Source organism: Halomonas sp. N3-2A (assembly GCF_002216165.1).
Lineage (GTDB): Bacteria > Pseudomonadota > Gammaproteobacteria > Pseudomonadales > Halomonadaceae > Vreelandella.
Window position 1 is genome coordinate 3,529,727 of sequence record NZ_CP022286.1, and the last position, 24,963, is coordinate 3,554,689.

General features: G+C 51.5%; 21 protein-coding genes and 1 other RNA gene. 8 read left to right on the forward strand and 14 right to left on the reverse strand.

What is annotated here, in order from left to right; translation table 11 throughout:
- Positions 1–163: 163 nt before the first annotated feature.
- Positions 164–793 carry a nucleotide exchange factor GrpE gene (gene grpE, locus CEK60_RS16420; RefSeq protein WP_089040956.1) on the reverse strand — a complete coding sequence of 210 codons (630 nt, stop codon included), beginning with the start codon at positions 791–793 and terminating at the stop codon, positions 164–166.
- 201 nt (positions 794–994) lie between these two features.
- Here grpE and recN point away from each other — a divergent pair, with 201 nt between their 5' ends.
- Complete coding sequence (recN, locus tag CEK60_RS16425) at positions 995–2,668, forward strand: DNA repair protein RecN (RefSeq protein WP_089039929.1); 1,674 nt, start codon at positions 995–997, stop codon at positions 2,666–2,668.
- Positions 2,669–2,778: 110 nt separating this feature from the next.
- Here recN and fur read toward each other — a convergent pair whose 3' ends face one another.
- On the reverse strand, positions 2,779–3,231 hold the full coding sequence (gene fur, locus CEK60_RS16430; RefSeq protein ID WP_009723762.1) for a ferric iron uptake transcriptional regulator: 453 nt from the start codon (positions 3,229–3,231) through the stop codon (positions 2,779–2,781).
- A 72-nt stretch (positions 3,232–3,303) separates the two neighbouring features.
- Between fur and CEK60_RS16435 the strand changes: the two genes are divergently transcribed.
- A complete protein-coding gene (locus tag CEK60_RS16435; RefSeq protein ID WP_089039930.1) occupies positions 3,304–3,753 on the forward strand; it encodes an outer membrane protein assembly factor BamE in 450 nt (149 codons plus the stop codon).
- Between the two features lie 22 nt (positions 3,754–3,775).
- On the opposite strand, the gene CEK60_RS16440 is transcribed toward CEK60_RS16435, so the two are convergent.
- A complete protein-coding gene (locus CEK60_RS16440) occupies positions 3,776–4,087 on the reverse strand; it encodes an RnfH family protein (RefSeq protein WP_089039931.1) in 312 nt (103 codons plus the stop codon).
- On the reverse strand, positions 4,077–4,511 hold the full coding sequence (locus CEK60_RS16445; protein ID WP_038480655.1) for a type II toxin-antitoxin system RatA family toxin: 435 nt from the start codon (positions 4,509–4,511) through the stop codon (positions 4,077–4,079). The genes CEK60_RS16440 and CEK60_RS16445 overlap by 11 nt, the downstream gene beginning before the upstream one ends.
- A gap of 126 nt (positions 4,512–4,637) precedes the next feature.
- Between CEK60_RS16445 and smpB the strand changes: the two genes are divergently transcribed.
- The 3 genes from smpB (at position 4,638) to CEK60_RS16460 (ending at position 7,091) form a co-directional block, all read left to right on the forward strand.
- On the forward strand, positions 4,638–5,129 hold the full coding sequence (gene smpB / locus CEK60_RS16450) for an SsrA-binding protein SmpB (RefSeq protein WP_009723766.1): 492 nt from the start codon (positions 4,638–4,640) through the stop codon (positions 5,127–5,129).
- A gap of 45 nt (positions 5,130–5,174) precedes the next feature.
- Positions 5,175–5,553, forward strand: a transfer-messenger RNA (tmRNA) gene (gene ssrA / locus CEK60_RS16455).
- 227 nt (positions 5,554–5,780) lie between these two features.
- A complete protein-coding gene (locus CEK60_RS16460; RefSeq protein WP_089039932.1) occupies positions 5,781–7,091 on the forward strand; it encodes a TonB-dependent receptor in 1,311 nt (436 codons plus the stop codon).
- A gap of 83 nt (positions 7,092–7,174) precedes the next feature.
- On the opposite strand, the gene CEK60_RS16465 is transcribed toward CEK60_RS16460, so the two are convergent.
- The 4 genes from CEK60_RS16465 to ggt form a co-directional block, all read right to left on the reverse strand.
- A complete protein-coding gene (locus CEK60_RS16465) occupies positions 7,175–8,437 on the reverse strand; it encodes an NAD(P)/FAD-dependent oxidoreductase (protein WP_089039933.1) in 1,263 nt (420 codons plus the stop codon).
- 159 nt (positions 8,438–8,596) lie between these two features.
- Positions 8,597–10,129 (reverse strand): Na+/H+ antiporter NhaC, encoded by a 1,533-nt coding sequence (gene nhaC, locus CEK60_RS16470; RefSeq protein WP_089039934.1) that lies wholly within the window; start codon positions 10,127–10,129, stop codon positions 8,597–8,599.
- Positions 10,130–10,613: 484 nt separating this feature from the next.
- Positions 10,614–11,555, reverse strand: a complete 942-nt coding sequence (locus CEK60_RS16475; protein WP_089039935.1) for a sodium-dependent bicarbonate transport family permease — start codon at positions 11,553–11,555, stop codon at positions 10,614–10,616.
- Between the two features lie 259 nt (positions 11,556–11,814).
- A complete protein-coding gene (gene ggt, locus CEK60_RS16480) occupies positions 11,815–13,554 on the reverse strand; it encodes a gamma-glutamyltransferase (protein ID WP_089039936.1) in 1,740 nt (579 codons plus the stop codon).
- A 281-nt stretch (positions 13,555–13,835) separates the two neighbouring features.
- On the opposite strand from ggt, the gene CEK60_RS16485 reads away from it, so the two are divergent.
- On the forward strand, positions 13,836–14,804 hold the full coding sequence (locus CEK60_RS16485) for a LysR family transcriptional regulator (RefSeq protein ID WP_089039937.1): 969 nt from the start codon (positions 13,836–13,838) through the stop codon (positions 14,802–14,804).
- 135 nt (positions 14,805–14,939) lie between these two features.
- Entirely contained in the window at positions 14,940–15,590 is a 651-nt protein-coding gene (locus tag CEK60_RS16490; RefSeq protein WP_089039938.1) for a hypothetical protein, read from the forward strand.
- Here CEK60_RS16490 and CEK60_RS16495 read toward each other — a convergent pair.
- Together CEK60_RS16495 and CEK60_RS16500 are read right to left on the reverse strand one after the other, a co-directional pair.
- Complete coding sequence (locus tag CEK60_RS16495; RefSeq protein ID WP_089039939.1) at positions 15,495–17,297, reverse strand: TRAP transporter permease; 1,803 nt, start codon at positions 17,295–17,297, stop codon at positions 15,495–15,497. The genes CEK60_RS16490 and CEK60_RS16495 overlap by 96 nt on opposite strands.
- A gap of 87 nt (positions 17,298–17,384) precedes the next feature.
- Positions 17,385–18,362, reverse strand: a complete 978-nt coding sequence (locus tag CEK60_RS16500) for a TAXI family TRAP transporter solute-binding subunit (RefSeq protein ID WP_089039940.1) — start codon at positions 18,360–18,362, stop codon at positions 17,385–17,387.
- 441 nt (positions 18,363–18,803) lie between these two features.
- Between CEK60_RS16500 and nhaD the strand changes: the two genes are divergently transcribed.
- Positions 18,804–20,282, forward strand: coding sequence for a sodium:proton antiporter NhaD (nhaD, locus tag CEK60_RS16505; protein WP_089039941.1), 1,479 nt, complete (start codon positions 18,804–18,806; stop codon positions 20,280–20,282).
- Positions 20,283–20,341: 59 nt separating this feature from the next.
- On the opposite strand, the gene CEK60_RS16510 is transcribed toward nhaD, so the two are convergent.
- The 4 genes from CEK60_RS16510 to CEK60_RS16525 form a co-directional block, all read right to left on the reverse strand.
- Positions 20,342–22,867: an EAL domain-containing protein gene (locus CEK60_RS16510; RefSeq protein WP_089039942.1), complete on the reverse strand. Its 2,526-nt coding sequence runs from the start codon at positions 22,865–22,867 to the stop codon at positions 20,342–20,344.
- A gap of 86 nt (positions 22,868–22,953) precedes the next feature.
- On the reverse strand, positions 22,954–23,625 hold the full coding sequence (locus tag CEK60_RS16515) for a glutathione S-transferase (protein WP_089039943.1): 672 nt from the start codon (positions 23,623–23,625) through the stop codon (positions 22,954–22,956).
- 232 nt (positions 23,626–23,857) lie between these two features.
- Positions 23,858–24,436: an antibiotic biosynthesis monooxygenase gene (locus tag CEK60_RS16520; protein ID WP_089039944.1), complete on the reverse strand. Its 579-nt coding sequence runs from the start codon at positions 24,434–24,436 to the stop codon at positions 23,858–23,860.
- Between the two features lie 143 nt (positions 24,437–24,579).
- Positions 24,580–24,963, reverse strand: a complete 384-nt coding sequence (locus tag CEK60_RS16525) for a hypothetical protein (RefSeq protein ID WP_089039945.1) — start codon at positions 24,961–24,963, stop codon at positions 24,580–24,582.

Below are 24,963 nucleotides of genomic sequence, written 5' to 3' on the forward strand. Positions count from 1 at the left end.
AACCTCGAATTCGGTTGTTACAAAACTGATGTTTGAAAGCTGATGTCAAAAAATCTGCTTTTTGAAATTTAAAGCGTTTGCGGGTTTTCCCGCGGGTTGCCCTTTATTTGGGGGCCGCTTGCAGCATTTCAAGGGGCTTTTTTTGCTTTGCGTCAGCCAATGCTTAATTGGCTTTTTGGCTAACCACCACCATCGCGGGGCGAACTAGGCGGCCGTTAAGCAAATAACCCTTCTGCATCACATCCATGACGGTATTGGGTTCAAGCTCGGGATTCGGCACCATCGCCATCGCTTCGTGAACTTGGGGGTCGAAGGGTTCACCCTGGGGTTCAACGCTTTCCACGCCAAATTTATTCAATACGCCTAACTGCATTTTGAGGGTCATGGAAACGCCCTCACGATGTACGTCAGAGGCTCCGTCTTCCATGCTCTCTAGGGCTTTTTCCAGACTATCAACAACGGGCAACAGCTCTTTAACAAATTTTTCTAAAGCAAACTTACGCGCTTTTTCAGCCTCTTGCTCAGCTCGGCGACGCACGTTTTGAGCTTCAGCAGCGGCACGTAGCGCTTGGTCTTTAGCTTCCGCCAAGCTCTGCTCAAGCTCTTCCACCTGAGCGGCTAGCATATCGGCTTCCGGGTTTCCCACGCCGTCCTCTAACGCAGCGTCGTCCTCGATTAACCCTTCCAGCTCACCCTCGACCAGGCGCTCTTCAGCCGCTTGCTCGGTGACTTCCGCCTCTTGCTCTTGGCGGGCCAGCTCATCTTCTAATGGGGTTTGCGGTTCTTTTGCCATGCCTAGCTCCTGAAAAGTATCCAGCGGTGGCATTAACGGCCACCTCGGTTAAGTAACGAGTATTAACCACGTATGGACGCTATATGGGGGCCATAAAAGCCATCTCAAGAGGGGCATTGAAGTGAGTTATAGACTACTGTATAAAACAACAATTATTGGATAAGTATCCAGCTTCTGTGCCGCACCGCCTCAGGAGGCCTTATGCTCACGCAGCTAGCAATCCAAGATTACGCTATTGTTGACCGCCTTGAACTCGACCTAACCCGTGGTATGACGGCGATTACCGGGGAAACTGGGGCAGGCAAATCGATTTTACTCGGGGCCCTTGGCCTATGTTTGGGTGAGCGTGCCGACGCTGGCAGCGTGCGCCATGGACGTGAGCGCACCGACCTTTCCGCTCGTTTTGATATTCAACATCTACCCGCTGCCACAGAGTGGTTGACTGCTCGCGAGCTGCCTGCTGAAGAGTGCTTGCTGCGCCGTGTGGTTACCGCCAGCGGTCGCTCCAAAGCGTGGATCAATGGCCACCCTGCCACCATCGCTGACCTAAAATCGCTGGGCGAGCAGCTGATTCAAATCCATGGACAGCATGCTCATCAGGCACTCATGCGTGAAGAAACCCACCTCGCCCTGCTAGATGATTATGCCGGGCTACGTGAGCGTAGCCAGCAGTTGGCTGAAACCTTCCGCGAGTGGCGCAGCGCCCGGCGGCGATTAAAAAAACTCAGCGAAGAAGGCAGTGAAGTTGAGGCAAAGCGGCAACTGCTGCGCTACCAAGTAGAAGAATTAGATCAACTGGGATTGGCAGAGGGTGAGCTGCAAACGCTAGAAGAGGAGCAGCATACCCTCGCCCATGCGGAAGAGACGCTGCGTGAAACCCAGTTTGCCGCCGACTGCTGCGCGAGCGATGAAGGTGGCGCTCTGTCGCTGTTAAATCAAGCCTATGCCCATTTAAGCGCGTTACCCGGCAGTGACAAAGGCACACTGGCCAATACCTTGGCTATGCTTAGCGATGCGCGCATTCAAGTAGAGGAAGCTTCCAGCGAGCTAAATCGTCTTGCCAGTACGACTGAACTAGACCCAGAGCGCCTAGCCTGGGTAGAAGAACGGCTTGGCGATGTCCACCGTATTGCCCGTAAACACCACGTTGCCCCGGAAGAGATTTGCGCACTGCATGCCCGGCTCAGCCAGGAAGTCGAACTGCTAGAAGCCAGCGACGACGACCTGGAGTCGTTAAGCAACCAAGTGTCTGAATACCGCGAGCGCTATCGCAGTGATGCCAAACAACTAAGCGAGGCGCGACAAAAAGCCGCCGTTCGCTTGGGCAAAGAAGTGCAGCAGCAGCTAGGGTTCTTGGCGATGGGTAAAGCACGCTTTGACGTGGACGTTACCCCGCGTGAAACGCCTACGCCGGAAGGCCTGGACCACGTCCAATTCCTGATTAGCGCGAACCCAGGCCAGCCCGCCAGGCCGCTAACCAAAGTGGCTTCGGGCGGTGAATTATCGCGCATCAGCCTTGCCATTCAAGTGGTGGCCGCTTCCCACTCCACCATTCCCAGCTTGGTCTTCGATGAAGTGGACGTGGGTATCTCGGGAGCGACGGCCGAAATTGTCGGTCAACTGCTGCGCAAGCTCGGCGAAAACGGTCAAGTAATGACTGTCACCCACCTGCCTCAGGTCGCCGCTCAGGCGCATCAGCACCTGCATATTGAAAAACGCGCCAAACGAGATAGCACGCTGACCCATATGGCCCTGCTGGACGAACAGGGGCGTATCAGCGAACTCGCCCGCATGTTGGGCGGTGTAACGCTATCTGACCAAACACTCGCCCACGCCCGCGAAATGCTGCACGCGAGCCAACGGCCACCGCACTAAGCGCTTTTTTCAATCGACAACGCGCTAGCAAACGCCACACACTATAAAAAACGCCCCTAGGGCGCGAATGAGTCATCACTCGCACCCTAGGGGCGTTTTATTTAGCGCGACTATTTTTTATTTGTGGGGCCGCTGTCCTGTCGGGTTACGTCCGACCCACGGGGGCGTACGTAAAGCACCAGGGCATGGTCCACAAGTTCATAGCCGTGCTCTTCGGCGATCTCTTGCTGACGTCGCTCGATGATTTCATCGACAAACTCAATGATTTCACCACTTTCTAAACACACCATATGGTCGTGGTGGTCTTCTTGAGTCATCTCGAACACCGCGTGGCCACCATCAAAATTATGACGGATCACCAAGCCTGCTGATTCAAACTGAGTCAGCACGCGGTACACGGTAGCCAAGCCAACATCCTCGCCCGCATCAATCAGTGTTTTGTACACTTCTTCTGCGCTAAGGTGGTGTTGACCCGAAGCATTTTCGAGAATCTGCAGGATCTTGACGCGCGGCAGGGTTACTTTCAGCCCGGCTTTGCGCAGTTCATGGTTCTGATCGGCCATGGTTGCTCTTCGCAGTAACAGGTTAGGTCGGGTATGATCGACCGAAACCACGATAGTGAAGAATAGGCTCAAATGCAAAAATTGACTCGCATCATTACTCTTTCCGTTGCCCTAACCGTTGTTAGCGGCTGCAGCTACGTTGGCGTTTACAAGCGCGACATCCCTCAGGGCAACTTGGTGACCGAAGAAATGGTCAGCCAATTACAGCCAGGAATGACCCGAGAACAAGTCACTTATGTGATGGGTCGCCCGTTGCTGGAAGCCCCGTTTGACACGCGAGAATGGGATTACGTTTATCGTATTGATAAAGCGTACGCGGATGTTGAGCAGCGGCGTGTAACTCTCACGTTCGATAACATGGGACGTTTGGTGAACGTTGAACAGCAAGGTGATTTCTCTAGCGATCTGCCGATCAGCACGGACACCGGCGCAGGCCCTGCAACAGAAACAGCAGATCCAATCACCGGCATCAACGCACCTAGTCAGCGAGTACCTACGTCAGAAAATGCCACAGCGCCATAGCCAGTGATGCCTCCCGAATAAGTTACCCGCCTCTGGCTTGACGCTTTGCCCGCTCCAGGCGGGCAGCTTTGGGGTCTATCTCTAATGGACGATACACCTCAACGCGGTCGCCTGGACGCAGCGCTTCTTGTTCAGGCTGGCGCAGCGCTTTGCCAAAAATTCCCAGCGGTGCCTGTTCAAAGGTATCGCTGGGGATCTCGGGAAACAGGCTGGGTAGATCTGCCATCATTACCGCTTGGCGTGCGGTTGTGCCTTGCTGCACCTGTAAGGCCACTAGACGCTGTTTGCGCGGCAAGGCGAAGGCAACCTCTACCGCGAACGTATCAACGGCCATAGCGCTCGTCAGCACGCTTCGTGAAGGCATCGACAAGCTGCCCCGCAATTTGCTGAAATAATTTTCCAAACGCCATGCTAAGCAAGCGATTGGCAAATACAAATTCCATTTCCAAGCTGACCTTGCAGGCGTTTTCCCCCATCGGGATAAATAACCAACGCCCTTTAAGCTGCTTGAACGGCCCTTTTACTAACGACAACTCAATCCGCTCGGGGGCATATAAATCATTTCGAGTAGTGATTGTTTGTTCCACACCCGCACGTCCAAGGGTCATCTCGCCAATCAAATGCGCCTCGTCATGCTCTAGCAGGCGCGCACGGCGACACCCCGGCAGGAACTCGGGATAGCGTTCGAAGTCATTAACCAGATCGAACATTTGTTGGGGGGTGTGCCGCACCAAGGCGGTACGATTAACGGTTGGCATTGACCTCTCCGCTGACTTCACAGTGCCCAAAGCGTATCATGGGAAACATTTTTGTAGACCTTGAATGGTATCACGCCTCCCCACATAACGAAGGGGGTGCTACTGACAGATCAACGATGAGGTTCCATGGCCACTAAGAAAGGTAACAGTAAGGGCCCTAGCAGCAGCGTTATTGCCCAAAACAAGAAGGCTCGGTTTGAGTACCATATCAACGAAACCTTAGAAGCAGGTTTGGTACTCGCGGGCTGGGAAGTTAAAAGCCTTCGCGCTGGTAAAGCACAGCTTACCGACACCTACATTTTGGTTCGTAACGGCGAGGCTTTTTTACTAGGCAGCCATATCATGCCGCTTAATACAGCAAGCACCCACGAAATTGCTGACCCGACGCGCACGCGTAAGTTGCTTCTGCACCGTAAGGAAATTGCCAAAATTTTCTCGGTGACTCAGGACAAAGGCCACACTTGCGTGCCGCTCAAGCTCTATTGGAAACGCAACAAGGTGAAGTGTGAGCTGGCACTGGTGACCGGCAAACAGCTGCATGACAAGCGCGCCACCGAGAAAGATCGCGACTGGAGCCGTCAGAAAGGTCGGATAATGCGGGAACATAACAAGGCATAACTGGTCAATTCGGTGTGAGCACGTTAGAATGCTCATCTGTAATCAGGGGGCGACATGGTTTCGACGCTGGTGACAACCCTTGCGGTGCATGCCGAGAGCGTGATGTATCTCGTAAATCCCACATCACGAAAAATAGTCGCAAATGACGAAAACTACGCTCAAGGCGCGCTAGCAGCTTAAACACTGTTAGCTTCTTGTCTGGCCCAAAGGTGATGTGCCTATTCATCACTGATGGGATACGAGCTAAAGCTGATAGGACCGCGGTTGGTGGTGTCTTCTCATCAATCGTTAAACTTAGAAGGCTCGCGTGGCTGAATCCTGATCGTCGGAGTCAGTTGCGTTAAAGCAAATGACGAAATCTAAGCATGTAGAGCCAATAGGCGCGTGCTGGCGGACGCGGGTTCAATTCCCGCCGCCTCCACCACCTGACTATACAAATCAAGCACCTACGGGTGCTTTTTTTGTGCCTGTGGCCTGAAAATGGCCTGTTTAGGCATAGTGTGGTCAACATTTTGGTCAGCTTTTCTTAAACGCCTCACACCCCCTCGAAGCTAGCCGCGTGCAGCGACAGAATTCAGCACAATTGCAATATTGATACAATATAACATATCATTTTGTGCGCTTAATTCTAACACTTAAGGGAAGACACCTGTGCCACGCTCTTTATTTCTGCTTACACCGCTTGCCACTGCTCTGCTTATCAGCTCCTCTGTCTATGCAGATGATCACCATCATGGGCACGACCATGATCACTCTGGTCATGCTCATGAGCACGACGCCTATGAACATAGCAACGATAAACATAGCGATGCTGAAAACAGCATCAACGTTACCTTAGTTGTCGAAGGCATCTACCATAATCGCTTTTCAGGAGATGAGAACTCGCCTGCCGGCTTTAGCCATGGGCACGAAAGCGGTCACGATCATGAAGGAGGACACGACCACAGCGGCCATAGCCATGATCTCGACAATGGATTTAACCTGGGACACTCTGAAGTGGCTATCGAAGGGCAAACCGCCCACCTTGAGGGCAAGGCCGTTGTTTCGCTAACGGAGGACGATATCACGCTGGAAGAGGCTTTGATTGCGACGCGTACGCTGCCTAACGGCCTGCGCTTACAAGCCGGTAAGTTTCTTTCTGATATAGGCTACATTAACAGCCGACATCCTCACGCTTGGGATTTTGTTGAGCGCCCACTGGTCAATGAGTATTTGTTTGGAGAGCATGGTCTGCTCGATACAGGCCTACAGCTAACCTGGTCACCAAACAGCACCTTGACGCTGGGTAGCGAGCTGTTTCAAGGCGAGGGAGAAGGCTTCAGCCGCTTTGATGAAGGGGGCTATGAGGATCGCGCCAGTGGCCCTCGCGTGGGCACGATTTTCGCTAAATACCGCCCAGATCTCGGTGCGAATAAGCAGCTAACGCTGGGAACGTCTGCGGGCATGAACCGTCAGTATGTGCGTGTCGATGACCATGGCCACCATGCCCATACCGCTGAAGGCGACAACTGGTTCGCAGGCTTAGATGCACGGTTTAACTACGATGCGGAGCAACCCGGTTATCAGGGCAACTGGCAATTAGGTGCGGAATACTTCTATAGCGAACGTGACCTGCAAGAGCATGTGCAACACCATGATCACTTTCATGCACACGACCACTACACTGAGCAACAAGATGGTGCTTACATCGACGCTATTTACGGTATTGCGCCTCGCTGGGAAGTCGGCCTGCGGGCAGAAGCATTAGGGTTAACCAATAAAGTGATGGGAACCCACCCTACCGCGATCGTCTCAGAAGACACGTCCTGGCGGCAAAGCGCACAGCTCACTTGGCATGTACGCGATAACATGTTCGTACGCACGCAACTGACCCGCGAAGACTTTGCAGGGCATGATGAGCAGTGGGTGGGAATGGTGCAGTTCAACGCAGCGTTTGGCAGTCATGCAGGACATAACCACTAAGTGCGCTAAATCATAGATAAAAAGCCCGTCTCATACTCAAGAGACGGGCCCTCCTCTTAGCCTGCACACCGCGCAGCCGGCGATCAACCACCAGCCAATGTAAAGCGTGATGCACTGAAAGGGCTAATATCCAACTGGCTATCACGCCCTTGCAGCATGTCAGCTACCAAGCGCCCCGTCGTGGCACCTAGCGTTAGTCCCAATTGGCCATGACCAAAAGCCATCGCCACGTTTTCAAGCAGTGGCGATTTATCAATCACAGGCTTAGTGTCTGGCAAGAAAGGGCGCCAGCCAGCGCCAAACTCCATACCAGCCGTATTCAACGATGGCAGTATCGTCTTGGCTTTTTCAAGAATGATCTCCGCACGCTTGAAGTTCGGTTCAGCATGGTTGCCAGCAAACTCAATCGTGCCGCCGATCTGTAGCCCTCGCTCCATTGGAATCAGACCAAAGCCGCCGTCAGCATAAAAAGTGGCGTGGGTTAAGTCGACACCAGGGTTGGGTAGCAATACCTGATAGCCGCCGACCTTAATCAACGGCACCTTAATGCCTAGTGCTTCAAAAAACGCCGAGCTGCCGTTGCCTGCGGCGACCACCACCTGCTCGACCGGCAGCCTCTCACCGCTAGCCAGGGTCACACCAACGGCACGCCCTCCCTGACTCTCAATACGCGACACACTATCTTGCACAAGCTTGCCGCCCTGCTCTACAAAACTGTGAGCAAGCTCGGTTAGGAAGGTTTCGGTATCGCACACCGTGCGCCAATCTGACAACAACAAACCGTGAGAAAAGCGTCCCGCTAACGCCGGTTCCATAGCGGCAATCTGTTCAGCATTCAGCGTTTCGGAAACAAACCCTAGTGAGCGGCGTAGCTCTACATAAGTTTGCTCATGGGCTAGCCCAGCCGCATCGTCAAACAGTTCAAGGGTTGGTTGGTGACCAATCAAATCGCCACGACGGCACTGCGCAAGCAGGGGCTCATAGTCCTGGAAGGCACAGCGCGTTAAGGTCGCTAGCTCATGGGCGATAGTGTCGATGCGTGAACGCCGCGCGTGGGTGATAAAGCGCAGCATCCAGGGTAATAGTCCTGGTAATGCTGATGGCCGCAGCGCCAGCGGCCCTTTTTGATCCAACAGCCATCCAGGCACTTTTTTGATAATACCAGGCTTGGACTGAGGAATAATTTCGCTAACCGCAATCTGCCCACAGCTCCACTTAGCGGTACTATCGCCAGACATAGCGGGCTCTACGAGTGTTACGTCGAGCCCCTCCTTTTGCAGATATAACGCGCAACAAATACCAACGATTCCACCACCAATGACCACGGTTGGATGCGTTGTAGTCATTATTATCCTCCTGGTTTTATTCAGGCGTGCTCGCAAGCAAACCCAAGTCGCAGCGATTCAGTTGTCGGCAAAAAACGCCTAGCTCAAAAGACAAACACCCCGCCTTTCGCAAGCCGGGGTGCTGTCTTATCGGTTAAAACACGTAACGACTAGCGACGATCAACTCGAGCTAGGAGCTGGCGTCGGGCTAGTAACGGCTGCGTCAGCAGCAGCGCCCAATGCTTCGGTAGAGGCAATCGCTTCTCCCTGTTTTTCCCACAGGGCACGCTCTGCATCGGTTGCCTTGGGCGAGAACAAGCCCATCTGTGCGTAAAGAATACCGATTAAGGGCGATAACCAGCAGGCAAAGGCCAGCGGAATATACAACAGGTTCTCGACGTTACCTTCGCCAATACCTAGCCCTAATACGCTAATGACGAAGGCACCACCTGCGTTCCATGGAATGAGCGGCGACATCAATGTTCCACCTTCCTCAACACCACGCGACAGGTTCAGGGTTGAGTAGCCCAGGCCACGATAAGTCGGCGCGTACATACGCCCCGGTAGCGCAACAGATAGGTAGGGGTCGCCTGCCACCAGGTTAGTTGCAAAGGAGGTAGCAATTGCCGAGGTTTGAACGCCTTTGAACGAGCGCACCTTGGACATAATGGCCTTGATGATGGTCTCCAGGCAGCCCGTTTTCTCCAACGCACCGCCAAAGGCCAAGGCAATCAGGATCAACGAGATGGTCCACATCATTGACTGAATGCCGCCACGGTTTAACAGGCTGTCCATGGCTTCCACGCCCGTTTCAATGGAGTAACCATAGTTAGCGTAAGTAACGATATCGTGCAGACCTACTCCCTGAACCGCCATGGCGGTTACCGCGCCTGCCATTACACCAGCAAACAGGGAGGGAATCGGCGGCATTTTCTTGATGGCTAGACCAATAACCAGCACCGCTGGCAACAGCAGCCAGATAGAAATAGTAAAGTGTTCGTCTAGTGACGCAGTGATGGCATCAATGCGCTCAAAAGATGCCGCTTGATCATCAATCATGGTGAAGCCCACCACCAGATAGATGGCTAACGCGATCAGCATGGCCGGAAGCGTCGTTGGCATCATGTTTTTGATATGCGAGAACACATCGTTGCCGGTAACCGCCGCCGCCAGGTTGGTGGTGTCGGAAAGCGGTGAGACTTTGTCGCCAAAAAAGGCGCCAGAAACAACCGCGCCGGCAGTCCAGTAAATCGGAATTTCAAACCCAGCGCCGATACCAACAAGCGCTAAACCTACCGTACCAACGGTTCCCCAGGAGGTCCCCAAAGAAACGGACACCACCGCACAGATCAGCATCGCCGCGGCAAGGAAGAAAGCCGGAGACAACAGAAGAAGGCCGTAATAGATCAGACTGGGCACGGTACCGCTGGCAATCCAGACGCCAATAATCATGCCCACTAAGATCAACACCGAAACCGAAGGCAAAGACACGTTGATAACGTGAAACGCCCCATCTTCAATCCGCTTCCAGCGGAAGCCAAGCTTGATTCCCACTAGCGAGGTTATCGCCAGGCCGATGGCCAACGGGATATGTGGTGTGAAATCACCAAAATAGAAAATTTGTACCCCGATGGCGATTAGTGTCAGCACAACGGGCACAAGGGCAAGCCCGAGACTGGGTTTTTGACGGACCCTTTTTGGTTTATCTTCCATCTTATAGACCTCGTTATTATTGAGTTTTTAATAGGTTTATCAGCAGCGATGTTTTTCGTTCAGCAGGAGTTTTTGAGATTTATCATCTAAGGCGTTAGCAATAGACATGCTTTCTATGATGTATACTGCCCTTTCATCTATACCAGCTAATTAAGCACAATGCGTCATCGCACTTTCAACACTTCAACAGCATTGCGATCACATCACTGTTACAAAAGAATACGAGGGTAACGATGACTTAACGTGTCTATTCCTCGGCTTTTCGTGCTGCTTCCAGGGGAAATACACATGGGCCAACAAATAATGCTGCTGAACTAAGTACGTTAAGCAACTATTCAAATTTATCTACAAAACCTACTAAAACAGAAAAATAAACTAAAAAACGCCAGCTTTATAAGCAAAAAGCTGGCGTTAAATTTCAATTAAACAATAAGTTATTCCAATAACAGGGGAGTCAAATTGAGGCGATAGCCCAACCTATTTGTTAGTTAACTAAGTACTCCAATAGCCTATGGTAAAGTGGAATCCCAAGCATCACGTTAAGAGGAAAAGTAATGCCGAGTGACGCTAGCATCGCAAGCCCAATGTTCGCTTGAGGGATAGCGGCACGCATTGCAGCCGGCGCCGCTATATAGGAGGCACTAGCAGCCAATGCGGCAAGAATCACCACAGAGCCCACTGGCAAACCAACTAGCGTACCTACCAGAATCCCCAGCAGTGACAGCAGCAATGGCGTGACCAGTGCAAAAGTCACTAAACGCCAATGATGCCACGGCATTGGGCGCAGCGTTTGCGCGGCGGTTAATCCCATTTCTAGCAGGAACAACGCCAGCACGCCCTTGAAAGCCCCAGTAAACAGTGCGGTGACCTCCTCTCCTTGAAATGGCCCGTATAGCGTGCCGATCACGACCCCACCCGCTAACAGGATAACGCCACGATTGGTTAAAGTTTCATGCCATAACTTGCTGGTGCTCTCTTTAACAGCGGCGCCTTGATAGCGTCTAAACAGGGCAATCGCCACCATAATCGCGGGTAGCTCCATAGCGACTAAATAGAGCGTTACTTCACTACCCACCGCTAACTGACGTGCTTCTACATACGCCAGAGCGACCGCAAACGTACCCGCACTGACCGAGCCATAGTGAGCAGCAATGCTAGCGCTGTCGGCGGCGGAAAGACGCACCCAGCGGCGCAACACCGGCATCAGCATCAGCGGTATAAACGCTGACAACAGCGCTACACCGGTAAGTTCTGGCATCAACCCCCAATGGATATTGCCATGCAGCGCCATTCCCCCCTTTAAGCCAATGGTGAGCATTAGTAACAGGCTTAAGGTGTCGTAAGTAGCTTTTGGTACCTGAAGGTCCGACTTCACCGCTCCGGCGACTAGCCCCAATAAAAAAAACATCACCACAATATCTGGCATCACCACTGCTCCCTAGGGTCAAAAGAGACTGCATTTTGCGAGCGATGACACTAGATAACTAATAATATATTAAAAGAAAATCATAGATAATTATCTATGCAGTTATCATCACCCTATCGCGACTCATTAATAAGCAGTGGTGATAGTTAATAGGCAGTGATGGTAGTTAAACTAAGGACATGAAAGAGTCACTAGGCGCGATGCCTGAAAGACCCCGCCCTGAGCAATCAGGGCGGGATGGTAAGAGCCTAACGTAACGTTAAAGGCCAATAGCAGATGAGGTGGAGCGGCGAGGATCGGCGCCACCAAAGAACATTCCATCTTTGATCATGATTGACTGAGCTGCCCCCATGGCGGACTGCTGACTGACCGTGTGGCCACGCTCTTCAAGCAAGTTAAGTGTATCTGGACTAAAGCCTGCCTCAACGCGAATCTCATCAGGCAGCCACTGGTGGTGCATGCGCGGTGCGCTAACCGCTGATTGGATATTCATATCATGATCAATAACGTTCATTAACACCTGTAGCGTTGTGGTGATAATACGTGAACCGCCGGGACTGCCAGTAACCAGGAAGTTTTTGCCGTCTTGTTTGACGATAGTGGGCGTCATAGACGAAAGCATTCGTTTGCCTGGTTCGACCTTATTGGCTTCGCCGCCAATCAATCCATAGGCATTGGGCACGCCGGGCTTGGCTGAGAAATCATCCATTTCGTTGTTGAGCAAGAAGCCCGCGCCATCCACCACGATGCCAGAACCATAACTGAAGTTGATGGTGTACGTGTTTGAAACTGCCAGACCACCGTCATCTACAATGGAAAAGTGAGTGGTTTCATTAGATTCGTAGTCGTTCGGATTGCCAGGCGCAATGTCTGCACTAGGGGTAGCTTGGTCGCCAATCTGGCTACGCAGTTCGGCGGCATACTCCTTTGAGGTGATACCGGCCAGAGGCACATCGACAAAGTCAGTATCGCCTAGGAACTCCGAGCGGTCAGCGTAAGCACGCTTCATGGCTTCAGCCATTAGGTGCATGCTTTCAGCAGAGCCAAAGCCAAGTTCACCGATAGGGTATTCTTCGAGAATATTCAGCATCTGCACAATATGAGCACCACCGGAAGAAGGAGGACTCATGGCGTAAATATCGTAGCCGCGATAAGTACCGTGGCTGGGCTCACGGATGATGGGAGCGTAACTAGCCATGTCTTCCATGGTAATCAGCCCATCGTGACGCTCCATCTCGGCAACAATCAGCTCTGCCGTTTCTCCCTCATAAAACTCGCGAGCCCCTTGTTCAGCAATGCGCCTGAGTGTCGCGGCTAGATCAGGTTGCTTGAAAATATCGCCGACCTCGTAGGCACTACCATCCTCCTTGAAGAACTTGGCCATGCTCGCATCCCAGGGCTCAAAGCGTTCTTTGGCCTCTTGTAACCCTTGAACAAAGCGTGGAGGCACCGCGAAGCCATCTTCAGCAAGACGAATGGCGGGCTCCAACGCTTCAGCAAGACTTAACGTGCCATACTCTTCCAGGGCCAGTGCTAGCCCCGCAACGGTGCCGGGAACGCCCGCGGCCAAGTGAGTAAAGCGGGAACGCTCGGTCACTGCATCGCCATTTTCATCTTGGAACATAGCTTCAAAGGCAGCTGAAGGGGCCATCTCGCGGTAGTCGATGGCAATGACTTCATCGCTTGTTTCATCCGAGATCAGCATAAAACCACCGCCACCGATATTACCGGAACGGGGCTGAGTCACCGCTAGCGCAAAGCCGGCCACTACGGCAGCATCAACGGCGTTGCCTCCTTCAGCAAGCACATCACGGGCAACCTCTGAGGCAAGAAAGTGGCTGGTAGCGACCATGCCATGGCTACTCTCTTGGGGATGAAAGCGCTCACCTTCCAAGATCGCTTGCTGAGAGAATGCCTGTGGAGAGACTAACAACCCGCCGATACATAAACTGGCCGTCAGCGTTTTAAGCGGACGCGAAGTTAAAAAGGGGATCATCATAGGTGGAATTCCTTATAGTTATTAGCTTAAAAATATTTAGAATATAACAGCATGCTTTTCTTCAACGCTATTCAAAGCCATGTTCTTGGCCTTGAGGAGCAACCCAACGTGCGCCACCTTAGTGTAATGTGGTTTAAACTCGTTTGTCTTCACCTGTCCATTAACGGCAAGGAATAGCCTAGCTTTTCGATGATGGCTTGCCAGGTATTCGTTGATAAAGCTGATCTACACCACTACCGAATAATGATGCATTAAGAGACGCCCCAGGAGTTGCGGTTGCTATGAATATTCGCCATCTGACCTTTAGGTTGCTCCAGGTATACGTAACCGTCGTTAGATGTGGCTCCATCAGCGAAGCCGCAAGACAGCTTCACCTTACCCAGCCAACCGTGTCACAGCAGTTGAAACGCCTCAGGGAAGCGGTAGGCAGTCCGTTGTTAGAACAGCATGCCCAGCGACTGACGATGACCGCCACAGGGCAAGCGCTTTATCAGGCAAGTCGGGATGTGTTGGGGCGCTTTGATGACTTTGCGGACCAGCTCAGTGATTTACAGTATGGCAGTAAGGGGCGATTTAGCATTGCCCTCGTGAACACTGCTCAGTACGTCTTACCACGCCTCTTAGGACCTTTTAGTCAGGCGTTCCCAGATGTCGATGTCACCGTTCATATCGGTAATCGTCGACAGGTATTGGCGCGCTTTGAGCGCCAGGAAGACGATCTTTATGTCTTTAGCCACCCGCCCGCGCTTGCTCACGCGGTCGCGTCACGCTTTATGCGCAACCCCTTAGTTGCCATTGCCGCCGCCGACCACTCTCTGGCTCAACAGAAAGCCGTGACGATGGAGCAGCTACTAAGTGAGCGCTTACTGCTACGCGAGCCTGGCTCTGCCACACGCATGTTATTAGACAGCTGGCTGCAAGAACACGGACTGACCATGCAAAAAACATTACAGATGGCCAGTAACGAGGCCATACGAGTAAGCGTGGCAGCCAATATGGGCGTTGCAGTGTTATCTGAACACGTTTTGCCTAATAAGCATCCTGATCTAGTAGTGTTACCCGTTCAGGGGCTACCTATTGAAAGTCACTGGCAATTTATCGTGCGCAATGATCAGCGCCTTCCACAGTCAGCACAACGCTTTCTTCACTACGTTCACGAACACCTGACACAGTGGATTGAACCGCGCTTTGTATGCAATGAACTAGACACCCTGCTGAACGCCTACCCGACGTTTCCCTTGCGTGGATAGAGCTTCGATTAATTGACTTGCAGACGCCGCTACTTCACTAATGCTTGAAGACCAGATGACGTTTCTAATAATGCGTTGCTGAGTGGCTATCCTGTTATCTAGCGTTCAACATAACTATTTTCGAAGGAACTCGCAGTGCAGATTGCCACCCTCGGCCCTAGCGGTAACAATCATGAATTAATTGCTCTGCGCTATTTAGCGAAGCATGGTCAGCCATCCACGAATCTTCAGCTTTTCGAACAGTTTGAAGAGGCGTTTGAAGCGCTGATTGAGGGGCGAGTAAGCCACCTGCTCCAGTGCACTGCTCACTTTGCCCACAGCGATTGCGTGGGCCGCTATATGCACCGCGCCTATCCGGTTGATGTCTTTATTGCCGGCAGCAAGCCTTTAGCGTTAGTTGCTCAGCGTAGTATTGCCACCCCTCGTCATGTGGCTATTCAACCAGCTACCCGCCATTACACGGACTTAAGCAGCTTTGGCGATATTATCGAGGCACCCACGACGGTTGCCGTGGCAGAAGGCTTGCTAGCGGGTACTTTTGAGGCAGGGATTTGCGCTGAAGAGGTCATAAATCAAGCGCCTGAGCAACTGAAGCTGGTGCAGTCGCTGGGGCCTGCACTAGATACCTGGGTGGTGTATGCCACCACCCAATTACCGGCCACGTCGCCGTTGTTTTTAAACCATGCGCCATTAAACGAGAAAGATAACAGCGGCACCCGCCACCACGAGCATTACGCGAAGCCAAATGGCTTTACGGGCGATGACACCAAACGAAATAGCCGTTAAACCAGCGGCTATTTTTAAACCATCGAGCAAAGCGCCCGCTGGATTAAAAGCAAGCTGAATAACGTCAGGGTTCGCGACCATCGCTAATGGAATGATGTACAACCCTATCCCCAAAGCCATGGCCTTAAGCGCTACTTTGAGCCAGTTTTCACCTACCATCCCCGCCGCGATAAACACTCCGCCACAGACAGGCGGCGTAATCGTCGAAAGCAGTGCGTACCAAAACACAAACAGGTGCGCCAACAACGGCTCTAATCCGAGTGATATAAGCGCTGGCCCCGCCACCGACACACAAATCACATAGGCTGCTGTTGTCGGCACCTCCATGCCCAAAATCAGGCAGGCCAGTGCGGTTAACAACAGCGCAGGCCATAGCAGGTCATTTGAGAGCGATAAGATACCCGACGTGATCTTTACACCAAGGCCTGTTAACGAGAGCACACCAATCACCAGAGAGGCACACAAAATAATCGCGCCAATGGTGGCAATTTGCCGCCCTGCGGTCACCACTGCATCCGCTAAGCGATTTGCAAACCCAGTGATTGAGAAACGCAGCGTAACATCGACCAATAGCAGCGCTGCACCGGCAAATATCGCAATACTAGCGGCATATTGAGGCGTGTATCCGCCGTTAAAAATACGCTCTAACAGCAGTACAAATGGCACCGCAAAAAAGAGTGATGTGATGAGTACTTCTTTGGCGGCTGGCTGCTCGCTGGCATCAATCGGCTGCAAGTCATGGCGCGTTGCGTAGGCATTAATGCCCATCCATACCGTCAGAAAATAGAGCACGGCCGGTAGCGTTGCTGCTGCCATGATTTGTGTATAGGGCGTGCCGGTTAGCTCTACCATGACAAAGGCTCCCGCCCCCATCAGCGGTGGCATTATTTGCCCACCTGAAGACGCCACCGCTTCTACTGCGCCGGCAAACGAACGCGGGTAGCGCAAACGTACCATAGAGGGAATCGTAATCGCCCCAGTAGAGGCAACGTTCGCCGAGGCTGAGCCTGAAATGGACCCCATCAGCGCCGACGAAATCACCGACACTTTAGCCGCACCACCGGTTAAGCGCCCAGCAACGGCACTCGCTAAATTCATGAAGCCTTGGCCAGCTTCGCCAGCATTAAGCACCGCACCAAAGATCACAAAGATAGCCACGACACCCACGCTAACCCCCGTTAGCGAGCCCCATAGCCCCCCTTCCGCAATCGTCAGTGAACCCACCATGCTTTGCAGTGGCAACCCCGGGTGGCCAAATGCCCCCGGCACATACTGCCCGAAAGCGCCGTAAAGCAGTGCCAATAGCGCAACCAATGGCAGCGGCCAACCGATCGCACGCCTTGCCGCCTCCAGGGCCAGCATAATTAAGAAAAGACCAATCGCCATCTGCAGATGGGTATCAATAAAGCCATACTGATTCGCCAGTGAGGCTTCATTAAGCGCGATGTAGGCGCAAGCGGCTATCCCTAATAGCGTCAGCCCCCAGCCACTAATGCGCTGAAAAGGGGTTTTAGCCATATAAATCAACACCCAAGGAAGCAGTAGCGCCATATGCAATGGCCTGCTCACCAGGGCGGGCGTTAAACCGTAAAAAATCAGTCCTAAATGAAACCCAACGCTAATGACACCTAACGCAATCCAACCAGGGGACGCCACCGCATTAGGTGTGGCGTTATCAGCCGTCTGAGACGAAAAAAGAGCATGCATGCCGAGTTGCCTATCCCTATAAAACGACGCAACGGCCTACAGACCGTTGCGTATTATCAGTGCCAAAAAACGCTGCTAAGGCAGCCTTTATCGAAGAGCGTCAGGCACATCGACTCCCGCTTCTTCATAATAACGCAGTGCACCGGGGTGCAGCGTACCGGTCATATTACTCAGCATGTCGGGCGAGATACTGCTCCACCAAGCCGTTTCTTCAGCCATGGCATCGCGACGCTCCCAGAAGGTTTTTGTCAGGGCATACGCGGTATCGTCATCCATTTGTGTGGTCGTGTAAGCGATGACCGGTAGTGACGTGGTTTGCACATCCTCGTCCACGCCAGGGTACGTGCCACCAGGAATCGTCTGACGAGCAGCACCTGTTTGCGCTATCTGCTCATCGCTAAAGCTAACCAGGGTGATTGGCATGCTGGCAGCCGTTTCAATAACATTCGGGGTTGGGAAGGAGCTGGCCGTCACAAAGGCATCAATCTGACCATTTTTTAACGCATCTGGCCCACTTCCAATAGAAGCGTCAGCAACACGTACTTTCTCTTCCAGCCCAAACAGCTCTAGATACCGAGTAGCTTCCCGAGCGCCAAAAGTACCTCGGCCGATTAAGATGTGCTTATCTTCAAGCGCCGCCATATCGGTCACACCGCCATCGCCTGCGATCACAAAGTGCATGGTGATAGAGGGAATAGGAAATAGGCCACGAATTTCTTGGAAACGAGGATGCTGACGCTCGGCAAAAGCCCCTTCCCCAGCCATAGCCTGTTCAACTAAGGCTGGCGGCGTAGTGAATACATAGTTACCTTGCCGAGCCATCACCTCCATCACGTTCTGAACCGAGCCCTGGCTCTCTTCTAGGGTCAGGATAATGGCATCGTCAGTGCCTTGGCGCACTGCCTCAGAGAGTTCAACACCCATCTGGTAATAGGCGGTTCCCGCCGATGCTGATTTATAGGTAACCCGTGTTTCTGCTTGTGCTGTCATTGCCGCAGCGGCAAGGGCAAGCGTGGCAGCCGAGACGCCTAATGTGCGATAAAGGGAGCGAATTGAGTGGTGCATATGAGTTCCTTAACGTGTCCAACGGCCAGCTGTGTGGCCTCGTTTTTATTGACTGAAAGCGATGACAAAGGCTAAATTCCAAGCCTTTAGACGCGACATAATGATCAACCATACCAACGCAGCCATCAATATGGTCGCGCATGCTGCTCAATTTTATTACCGCCTGAAGATCGACCCACAAGCCGCAAATATACCTACAAAGCGACGGAGACCAACAAATATCGTAAATCTATTATGTTTATCTGATTTATGATTAAACTCTTTACATTTATTTGGCCATTTTACTATTAGCTAAACGGATAATTTCCAAAAAAAAGACGTAATAACTTGCTTATCAAAGCATTTCATTCGGTTTAATTACGTATTGCAATGCAATATAACTTGTTAAACTAACGCCGCTTATTCCCCCTACCTTTTAACCAATATAAGGATAAATACGCCATGCCGACGTTACATAATGACCCAGGCCAGCTCCGAGTTTCTCGTTGCTGGCCTTTTTTGTTAGCAGCCTTATTATTATGCATGAGTCCTTCCGCTTTTGCAGTGACTGGAGATATCGACTTAACCTCCTCAACCGTCGGATTCTTTGCCGTAGCGATCTTCGTGCTTGCCTATGCCTTAGTAATGGCAGAAGAAAAGATCCACATGCGTAAGTCTAAACCGGTACTGGTTGCTGCCGGTATTATTTGGGGACTCATTGGCTGGGTGTACGTCCAAAACGGCATGTCCGATACGTCAGAGCATGCGTTTCGTGTGACACTTTTGGAGTTCACCGAGCTAATGCTGTTCCTGTTGGTCGCCATGACGTATATCAACGCCATGGAGGAGCGCCGTGTATTTGACGCCCTGCGCTCGTGGATGCTGCGCAAAGGCTTTAGCTACCGCCAGCTATTCTGGCTAACGGGCGGCCTTGCCTTTGTGCTCTCTCCCATTGCCGATAACTTAACTACAGCGCTACTAATGTGTGCCGTTATCACCAAGGTTGCTGAAGGAGATAAACGCTTCATTAATCTCGCCTGTATCAACGTTGTGGTAGCCGCCAATGCCGGTGGTGCCTTTAGCCCCTTCGGCGATATCACCACGCTGATGGTCTGGCAAGCCGGTATTATCCAGTTCCAGGAATTTTTCATCCTCTTCCTGCCTGCCTTGGTAAACTTCCTGATTCCTGCGGTCATCATGAGTATATTTATTAAGGATCAGAAGCCCAGCAGCGTTTATGAAGATGTATGGCTCAAACGCGGTGCACGGCGAATTATTGCGCTGTTTTTGATCACTATTGCCACTGCTGTGCTGTGCCATACGCTGCTGCACTTGCCGCCGGTACTCGGCATGATGACGGGTCTTGGCTACCTACAGTTTTTCGGCTATTACCTACGTCGCAGCCTGCCTCGCTCACTGGAACGCAAGCGTGAACGCTACAGCCGCCAAGGCGATAATAAAAAGCTTGAGCAGTTGGGTGGCGTGGTGCCGTTTGATGTTTTCAATCGTGTCGCCCGCGCCGAGTGGGACACTCTGCTGTTCTTCTACGGGGTGGTTATGTGCGTAGGCGGCCTTGGCTTTATGGGCTACCTTGGCCTGCTTTCCGAAGCGCTTTACACCGGTTGGAACGCCACCTGGGCCAATATTATCTTGGGGGTTGTGTCAGCAGTAGTCGATAACATTCCGGTAATGTTCGCAGTACTGACCATGGAGCCTGAAATGTCCCACGGGCATTGGCTACTGATTACGTTGACGGCCGGTGTAGGGGGCAGCTTGCTCTCAATTGGCTCGGCAGCAGGGGTCGCGGTGATGGGGCAAGCGCGTGGCGCTTATACCTTTATGGGCCACCTCCGCTGGGCACCGGCTATTTTTCTAGGCTACGTCGCCAGTATCATTGTGCATATGTGGCTTAACGCCAATAGCTTCGCCGTCTTTGGTTAACGAACGGTTGACACCAGTTCAAGCCCGCGTCACGCGCTAACAGGTGCTGCGCGGGCTTTTTAGTACGCCTCAAATAAATACTCAATTGGCGTCGGGCGGCCAAATAAATAGCCCTGATAGCGGTAACAGCCATGTCCTTTAAGCCAATCAAACTGCTCTTTTTTCTCGACGCCTTCAGCCACTACGGTTAAACCGAGACTGACCGCTAAAAGAATCGTGGTATCCACAATCGCCGCATCGGTTTTGTCAGTTAATAATTCGCGAATAAACGACTGATCAATCTTTAGCTCGTCCAACGGTAAGCGTTTCAGGTAGCTCAGCGACGAGTAGCCCGTGCCAAAATCATCCAGCGCGAAGCGAATACCTTGGGAACGAAGCTTTAACATGGTGCTACGTACTCGCGTGGGTTCGCTCATCAATAGGCTCTCAGTCACTTCCAGCACCAAACGACTCGGCGGTGCCTGGGTTAGTGCTAACAAGCTTTCTACATCGCGTACGAACCCAGGCTGCTGGAACTGCACCGAACTCACGTTAACTGAGATAGTGAGTGCCTCATAAGCAGGCTGCTGCGCCCATTTTGCTAATTGTTCACAGGCTAATTTCAGCACCCAGTGCCCAATAGGTAGAATCAGCCCGGTTTCTTCCGCAAGGGGAATAAAGGTGGCTGGCGATACCCAGCCACGCTGAGGGTGGTACCAGCGTAGTAAGGCCTCAACGCCAGTAGTGACGCCTTGATGGTTGACCTGCACTTGGTAATGTAGCGACAGCTCGTTGCGCTCTAAGGCTTGATGCAGATCCCCCTCAAGCCTAGCCCTCTCCAGCACACTGGTTTGCATCTCCATATTAAAAAAGCGCAACGAATTGCCACCAGCCGCTTTGGCTTGTTGAAGTGCCATGTCTGCTTGTTGTAAAACACTGTTCACACTCAACCCCAAACACTTAAACAGTGAAATACCAATGCTGGCGGTAATCGGCAGTGCCCGGTCGTTACGCAGCTTAGCAACCGCTTCTAAGAGCTGCCTTGCAAGGCGCTCAGCGTTGTGCGTTGCTTTACCTTGCTGTTCACCTAATGTATTTAACAGTACGACAAACTCATCGCTACTAAAGCGGGCAACGGTTGCCTCCTGGGGCAAATGTATTTGCAAACTTTCGGCGACATTAATCAATAATTGATCGCCACTCTCGTGGCCCTGAATGTCATTCACCAATCTAAAATTATCTAAATCAACAATAAAGATTGCGCTGAAGTTTGTTGTGCAATTATTTTGATCCGTGGCATCGGCTAACAATTCCATGAGACGCCGACGATTCGGAAGGCCAGTCAATGCATCATAAAACGCCAAATGGTGGGTTTTAGATTGCATTTCCAGATACTCAGTTAACTCCGTAGAAATACCACATAAGCAAGGCGCTTCACCTGGCGCCGTAGTTAATGGCATCTTAATCGATAGAAAAGTGCGTACATGCTCCTCACCCTGCAGCATATTATGCTCTTCAATCGTGACTTTCTTCCCTGAATCTAAAATATTTCGATCAACTTTCTTTATGGCCTTGGCACTTTCGGCATTAAAAAAATCATCATCATACTTCCCAACAATATCTTCTATTGGCCGCTTAAAAAGCTCACTCATTCGACGATTAACGTAACGATACTTTAGCGAGGAAGACTTAATATAGATATATGCATCGACACTATCTAAAATAGTCGCCAATAGCACTTCATGAGTATTTAGCTGTTCTCGGCTAAGTTTCATACGGCGTTTAAGTAGCACATTGCCTAAAAGCGCTAAAATAAGCAGTAAAATAAGTAAGCTAGTCCCCCACCATACCCACGTGGGAATCAATTGGGGTGGCCCCGTCATAGCTCGCCATGCACCTAACGTTTCATAATAAACGGAGCCTTTATCCTGTTTCCATCGACGTAGAACATCATCAATACGACTAAGTATCTCATCAGGAAGTTGTGGGGATGCGGCATAGAACAGCCTCGCTGGCTGAAAAATAACAGGCGTATCACTCAACCCATAATCGTGAGCCCGCCAGTCGCCAAATAGATGATTGGCAGCCACAAGGTCTGCCTCACCATTCGCAACTGCCTGAAACCCTCTAGCGAAACTACTCACGGGCAGCCAAGTGACGTTGATATCAAAACGCTCGGTTACCGCCGCCAAATAGCGTTGCTGAACGGACCCTGACACCACGGCCACACGCTGCTGCTCAAGATCAAAAATAGCGCCGATCTTAGCCCCTTCGCGCTGGTAAAGCTGTGACCAACTATGCATCACCGGCTCTTCATGAAACGCGATACGCTGAGCACGCTCTTCACTCCAGGCAACATCAGGTAGTAAGTCAATGTTTCCTTGCTCTAACAGGGTAAGACAGTGTTGAAAGTCACATTGAAGACTTTCCAGCTGCCACTGCTCTTCTTTGGCAATCGCCTGTAAAAGGTCGCCTAGTACGCCTCGAGGGCGACCCTCATCGTCAGCGAAGAGTTTTGGCGGATTGTGGTACACACCAACAGTCAGTGTCTCAGCCGATACGGGAGTTGTTACTAAACATCCACCTAGCAGTAATGCCCCTGACATAACGTGGGCTAGAACGCACAACGCACCCTTTTGAGTAGAAGGTAAGCGAGGTCCGAAGCAGCCCAACGTCTGGAACATAGATAAACCTACCCACCAGGCATGGTAAGGGGGCCCGCGCGCTCAACAACCCGTTGCCAGGCAGGGTCATTTTCAATGCGTGCCACAAACGCTGCGATAGCCGGATACCTTGCCAACGATTGTGTCGCGGCAACGGCCTGTAGCGGAAAACTCATTTGTATATCGGCCCCACTCGGCCAGTCACCCGCAAAATTACTTCGTTTGTGTAGGTGCGATTCAATAATGGCTAGATGTTGTTTAAGTTGGGGCTGGATAAATCGCTGCTGCACCGTTGAGCTAATTCCTTTTGCTAACGGCTTAATCAGCCACGGAGACTGCTTAGGTAGCTGGCTAAAGACCAGCCCCATCACTAACAGCGGCATTAACGAGCCTTCTGCATAATGAAGCCAGTAGCGATAATTTACCCACTCATTACGGTTTTCTTCAAGGTGTTGATCTTTAGTATTACTATAGCTATTGACGAGATAATCAATAATTGCCCCTGATTCTGCTACGGTCAGCTCACCGTCGGTAATCACTGGCGACTTACCCAGCGGATGGATTTTTTTAAGTGATTCCGGGGCTAGCTGAGTTTTAGGATCGCGCTGATAAACCTCAATATCATAATCAAGGCCAAGTGTTTCCAGAAGCCATAAAATACGGTGGGAGCGGGATTTTTCGAGATGGTGAACGCGGATCATAACGACTCCATGGGGCGACTTGGTGCGCTAGCATTGCACCAATGTCAGTTATCCTTTTGCTGCAAGCGTATTTAGCTTAGCACTATTGCGGCGTTGAACCCCATGAAGCTTAACAATTATTTATCTTATTAAAGAAACCCGAAGAGCATGACTTAAGGCACTATCAGATTAAAATCAAGCCCATGTTTTAACTCATTTTTAATAATATGGACATGCACTCACCCACTCTGTACTACGTTCTATGTCCATGACGCCAACGTGACAATATATCTAATGGCGACCATTTCCCTTCCAACCAAGGGGCAAGTAGGCGCGTTGAAAGTGGAATAAATAAAAACACCATGACAGGCGTCAACATCATCGTACTGACCAGAACACGGGGCACCATGGGCCAGTCCGCTAAAACACTGCCAAATACCCAGTTAAACAACAGTGAAATGGGAAAAAAAGCCAACCATACGGCGATGGCTTGTTTCCAGCGCGGGGGCGTCGTGCCCGAGCTAGACTGAAACCAAGCATCTAGACCGGTGGCACGGTGCTCATGAGGCGCATCATATAGCCCCTTACCTCGCTGTAGCCATGCATTGCGTGAAGCCGAATGCTCCCAGGCTGTTAACGTATCACTACTACTAAAGCGGAAAATGATCTGATATTCGTCATCGCTATTGGGTGGTGCCAAAACACCGGACCCCAAATAACCAGGAAAGTCAGCCGCTAAGTCGCGGCCTTCGTTTAACCAACGGTTAAAATCGTGATAACGGCCGCTCGCCACTCGACGGGCTACCATTAACGTAACAGGTGAGGCAGACATGATATATCTCCTAATGTGGTCACAGCGAATTGCCGGGTAGGCAAGCTGTTGGCCTTCAGGTGGGTAACCCCAAAAGCAGTACTCGCATTATACAGGCAATGATGATGCCATGTGATGACAAGCAGTGGTGATAAGGTGATAACTTAGTGGCCTGGTAGTGGCTGACGACGTTCGCCACGCTGAAAAGACCTAACGTGTAAGTAAATATCAATGGCGCTGCGAATTGCATCGGCCTCTAGGGCATCAGGTACCACGATAGGCCCTTTCACCTCCCCTCCTGAGCGCAAAACCCTATCCACATCAGCACGATAGCGTTCCAAAAGGTGTTCTATGTTGATACGCACACGATGCACTTCTAGCGAGAAAGCATGTCTTTGTTCGTTACGCTTAACGACATCCAATGGATTTTCTGCCACTTCGATTAGGCTCTCCAGGGTATTGAGCACTAATTTTTCGGCTCTATTTAGATTGGGTATAACGGCATAAATGAGTTCATGAAGCGTTAGATTTGCATCGCTATGGTGCAT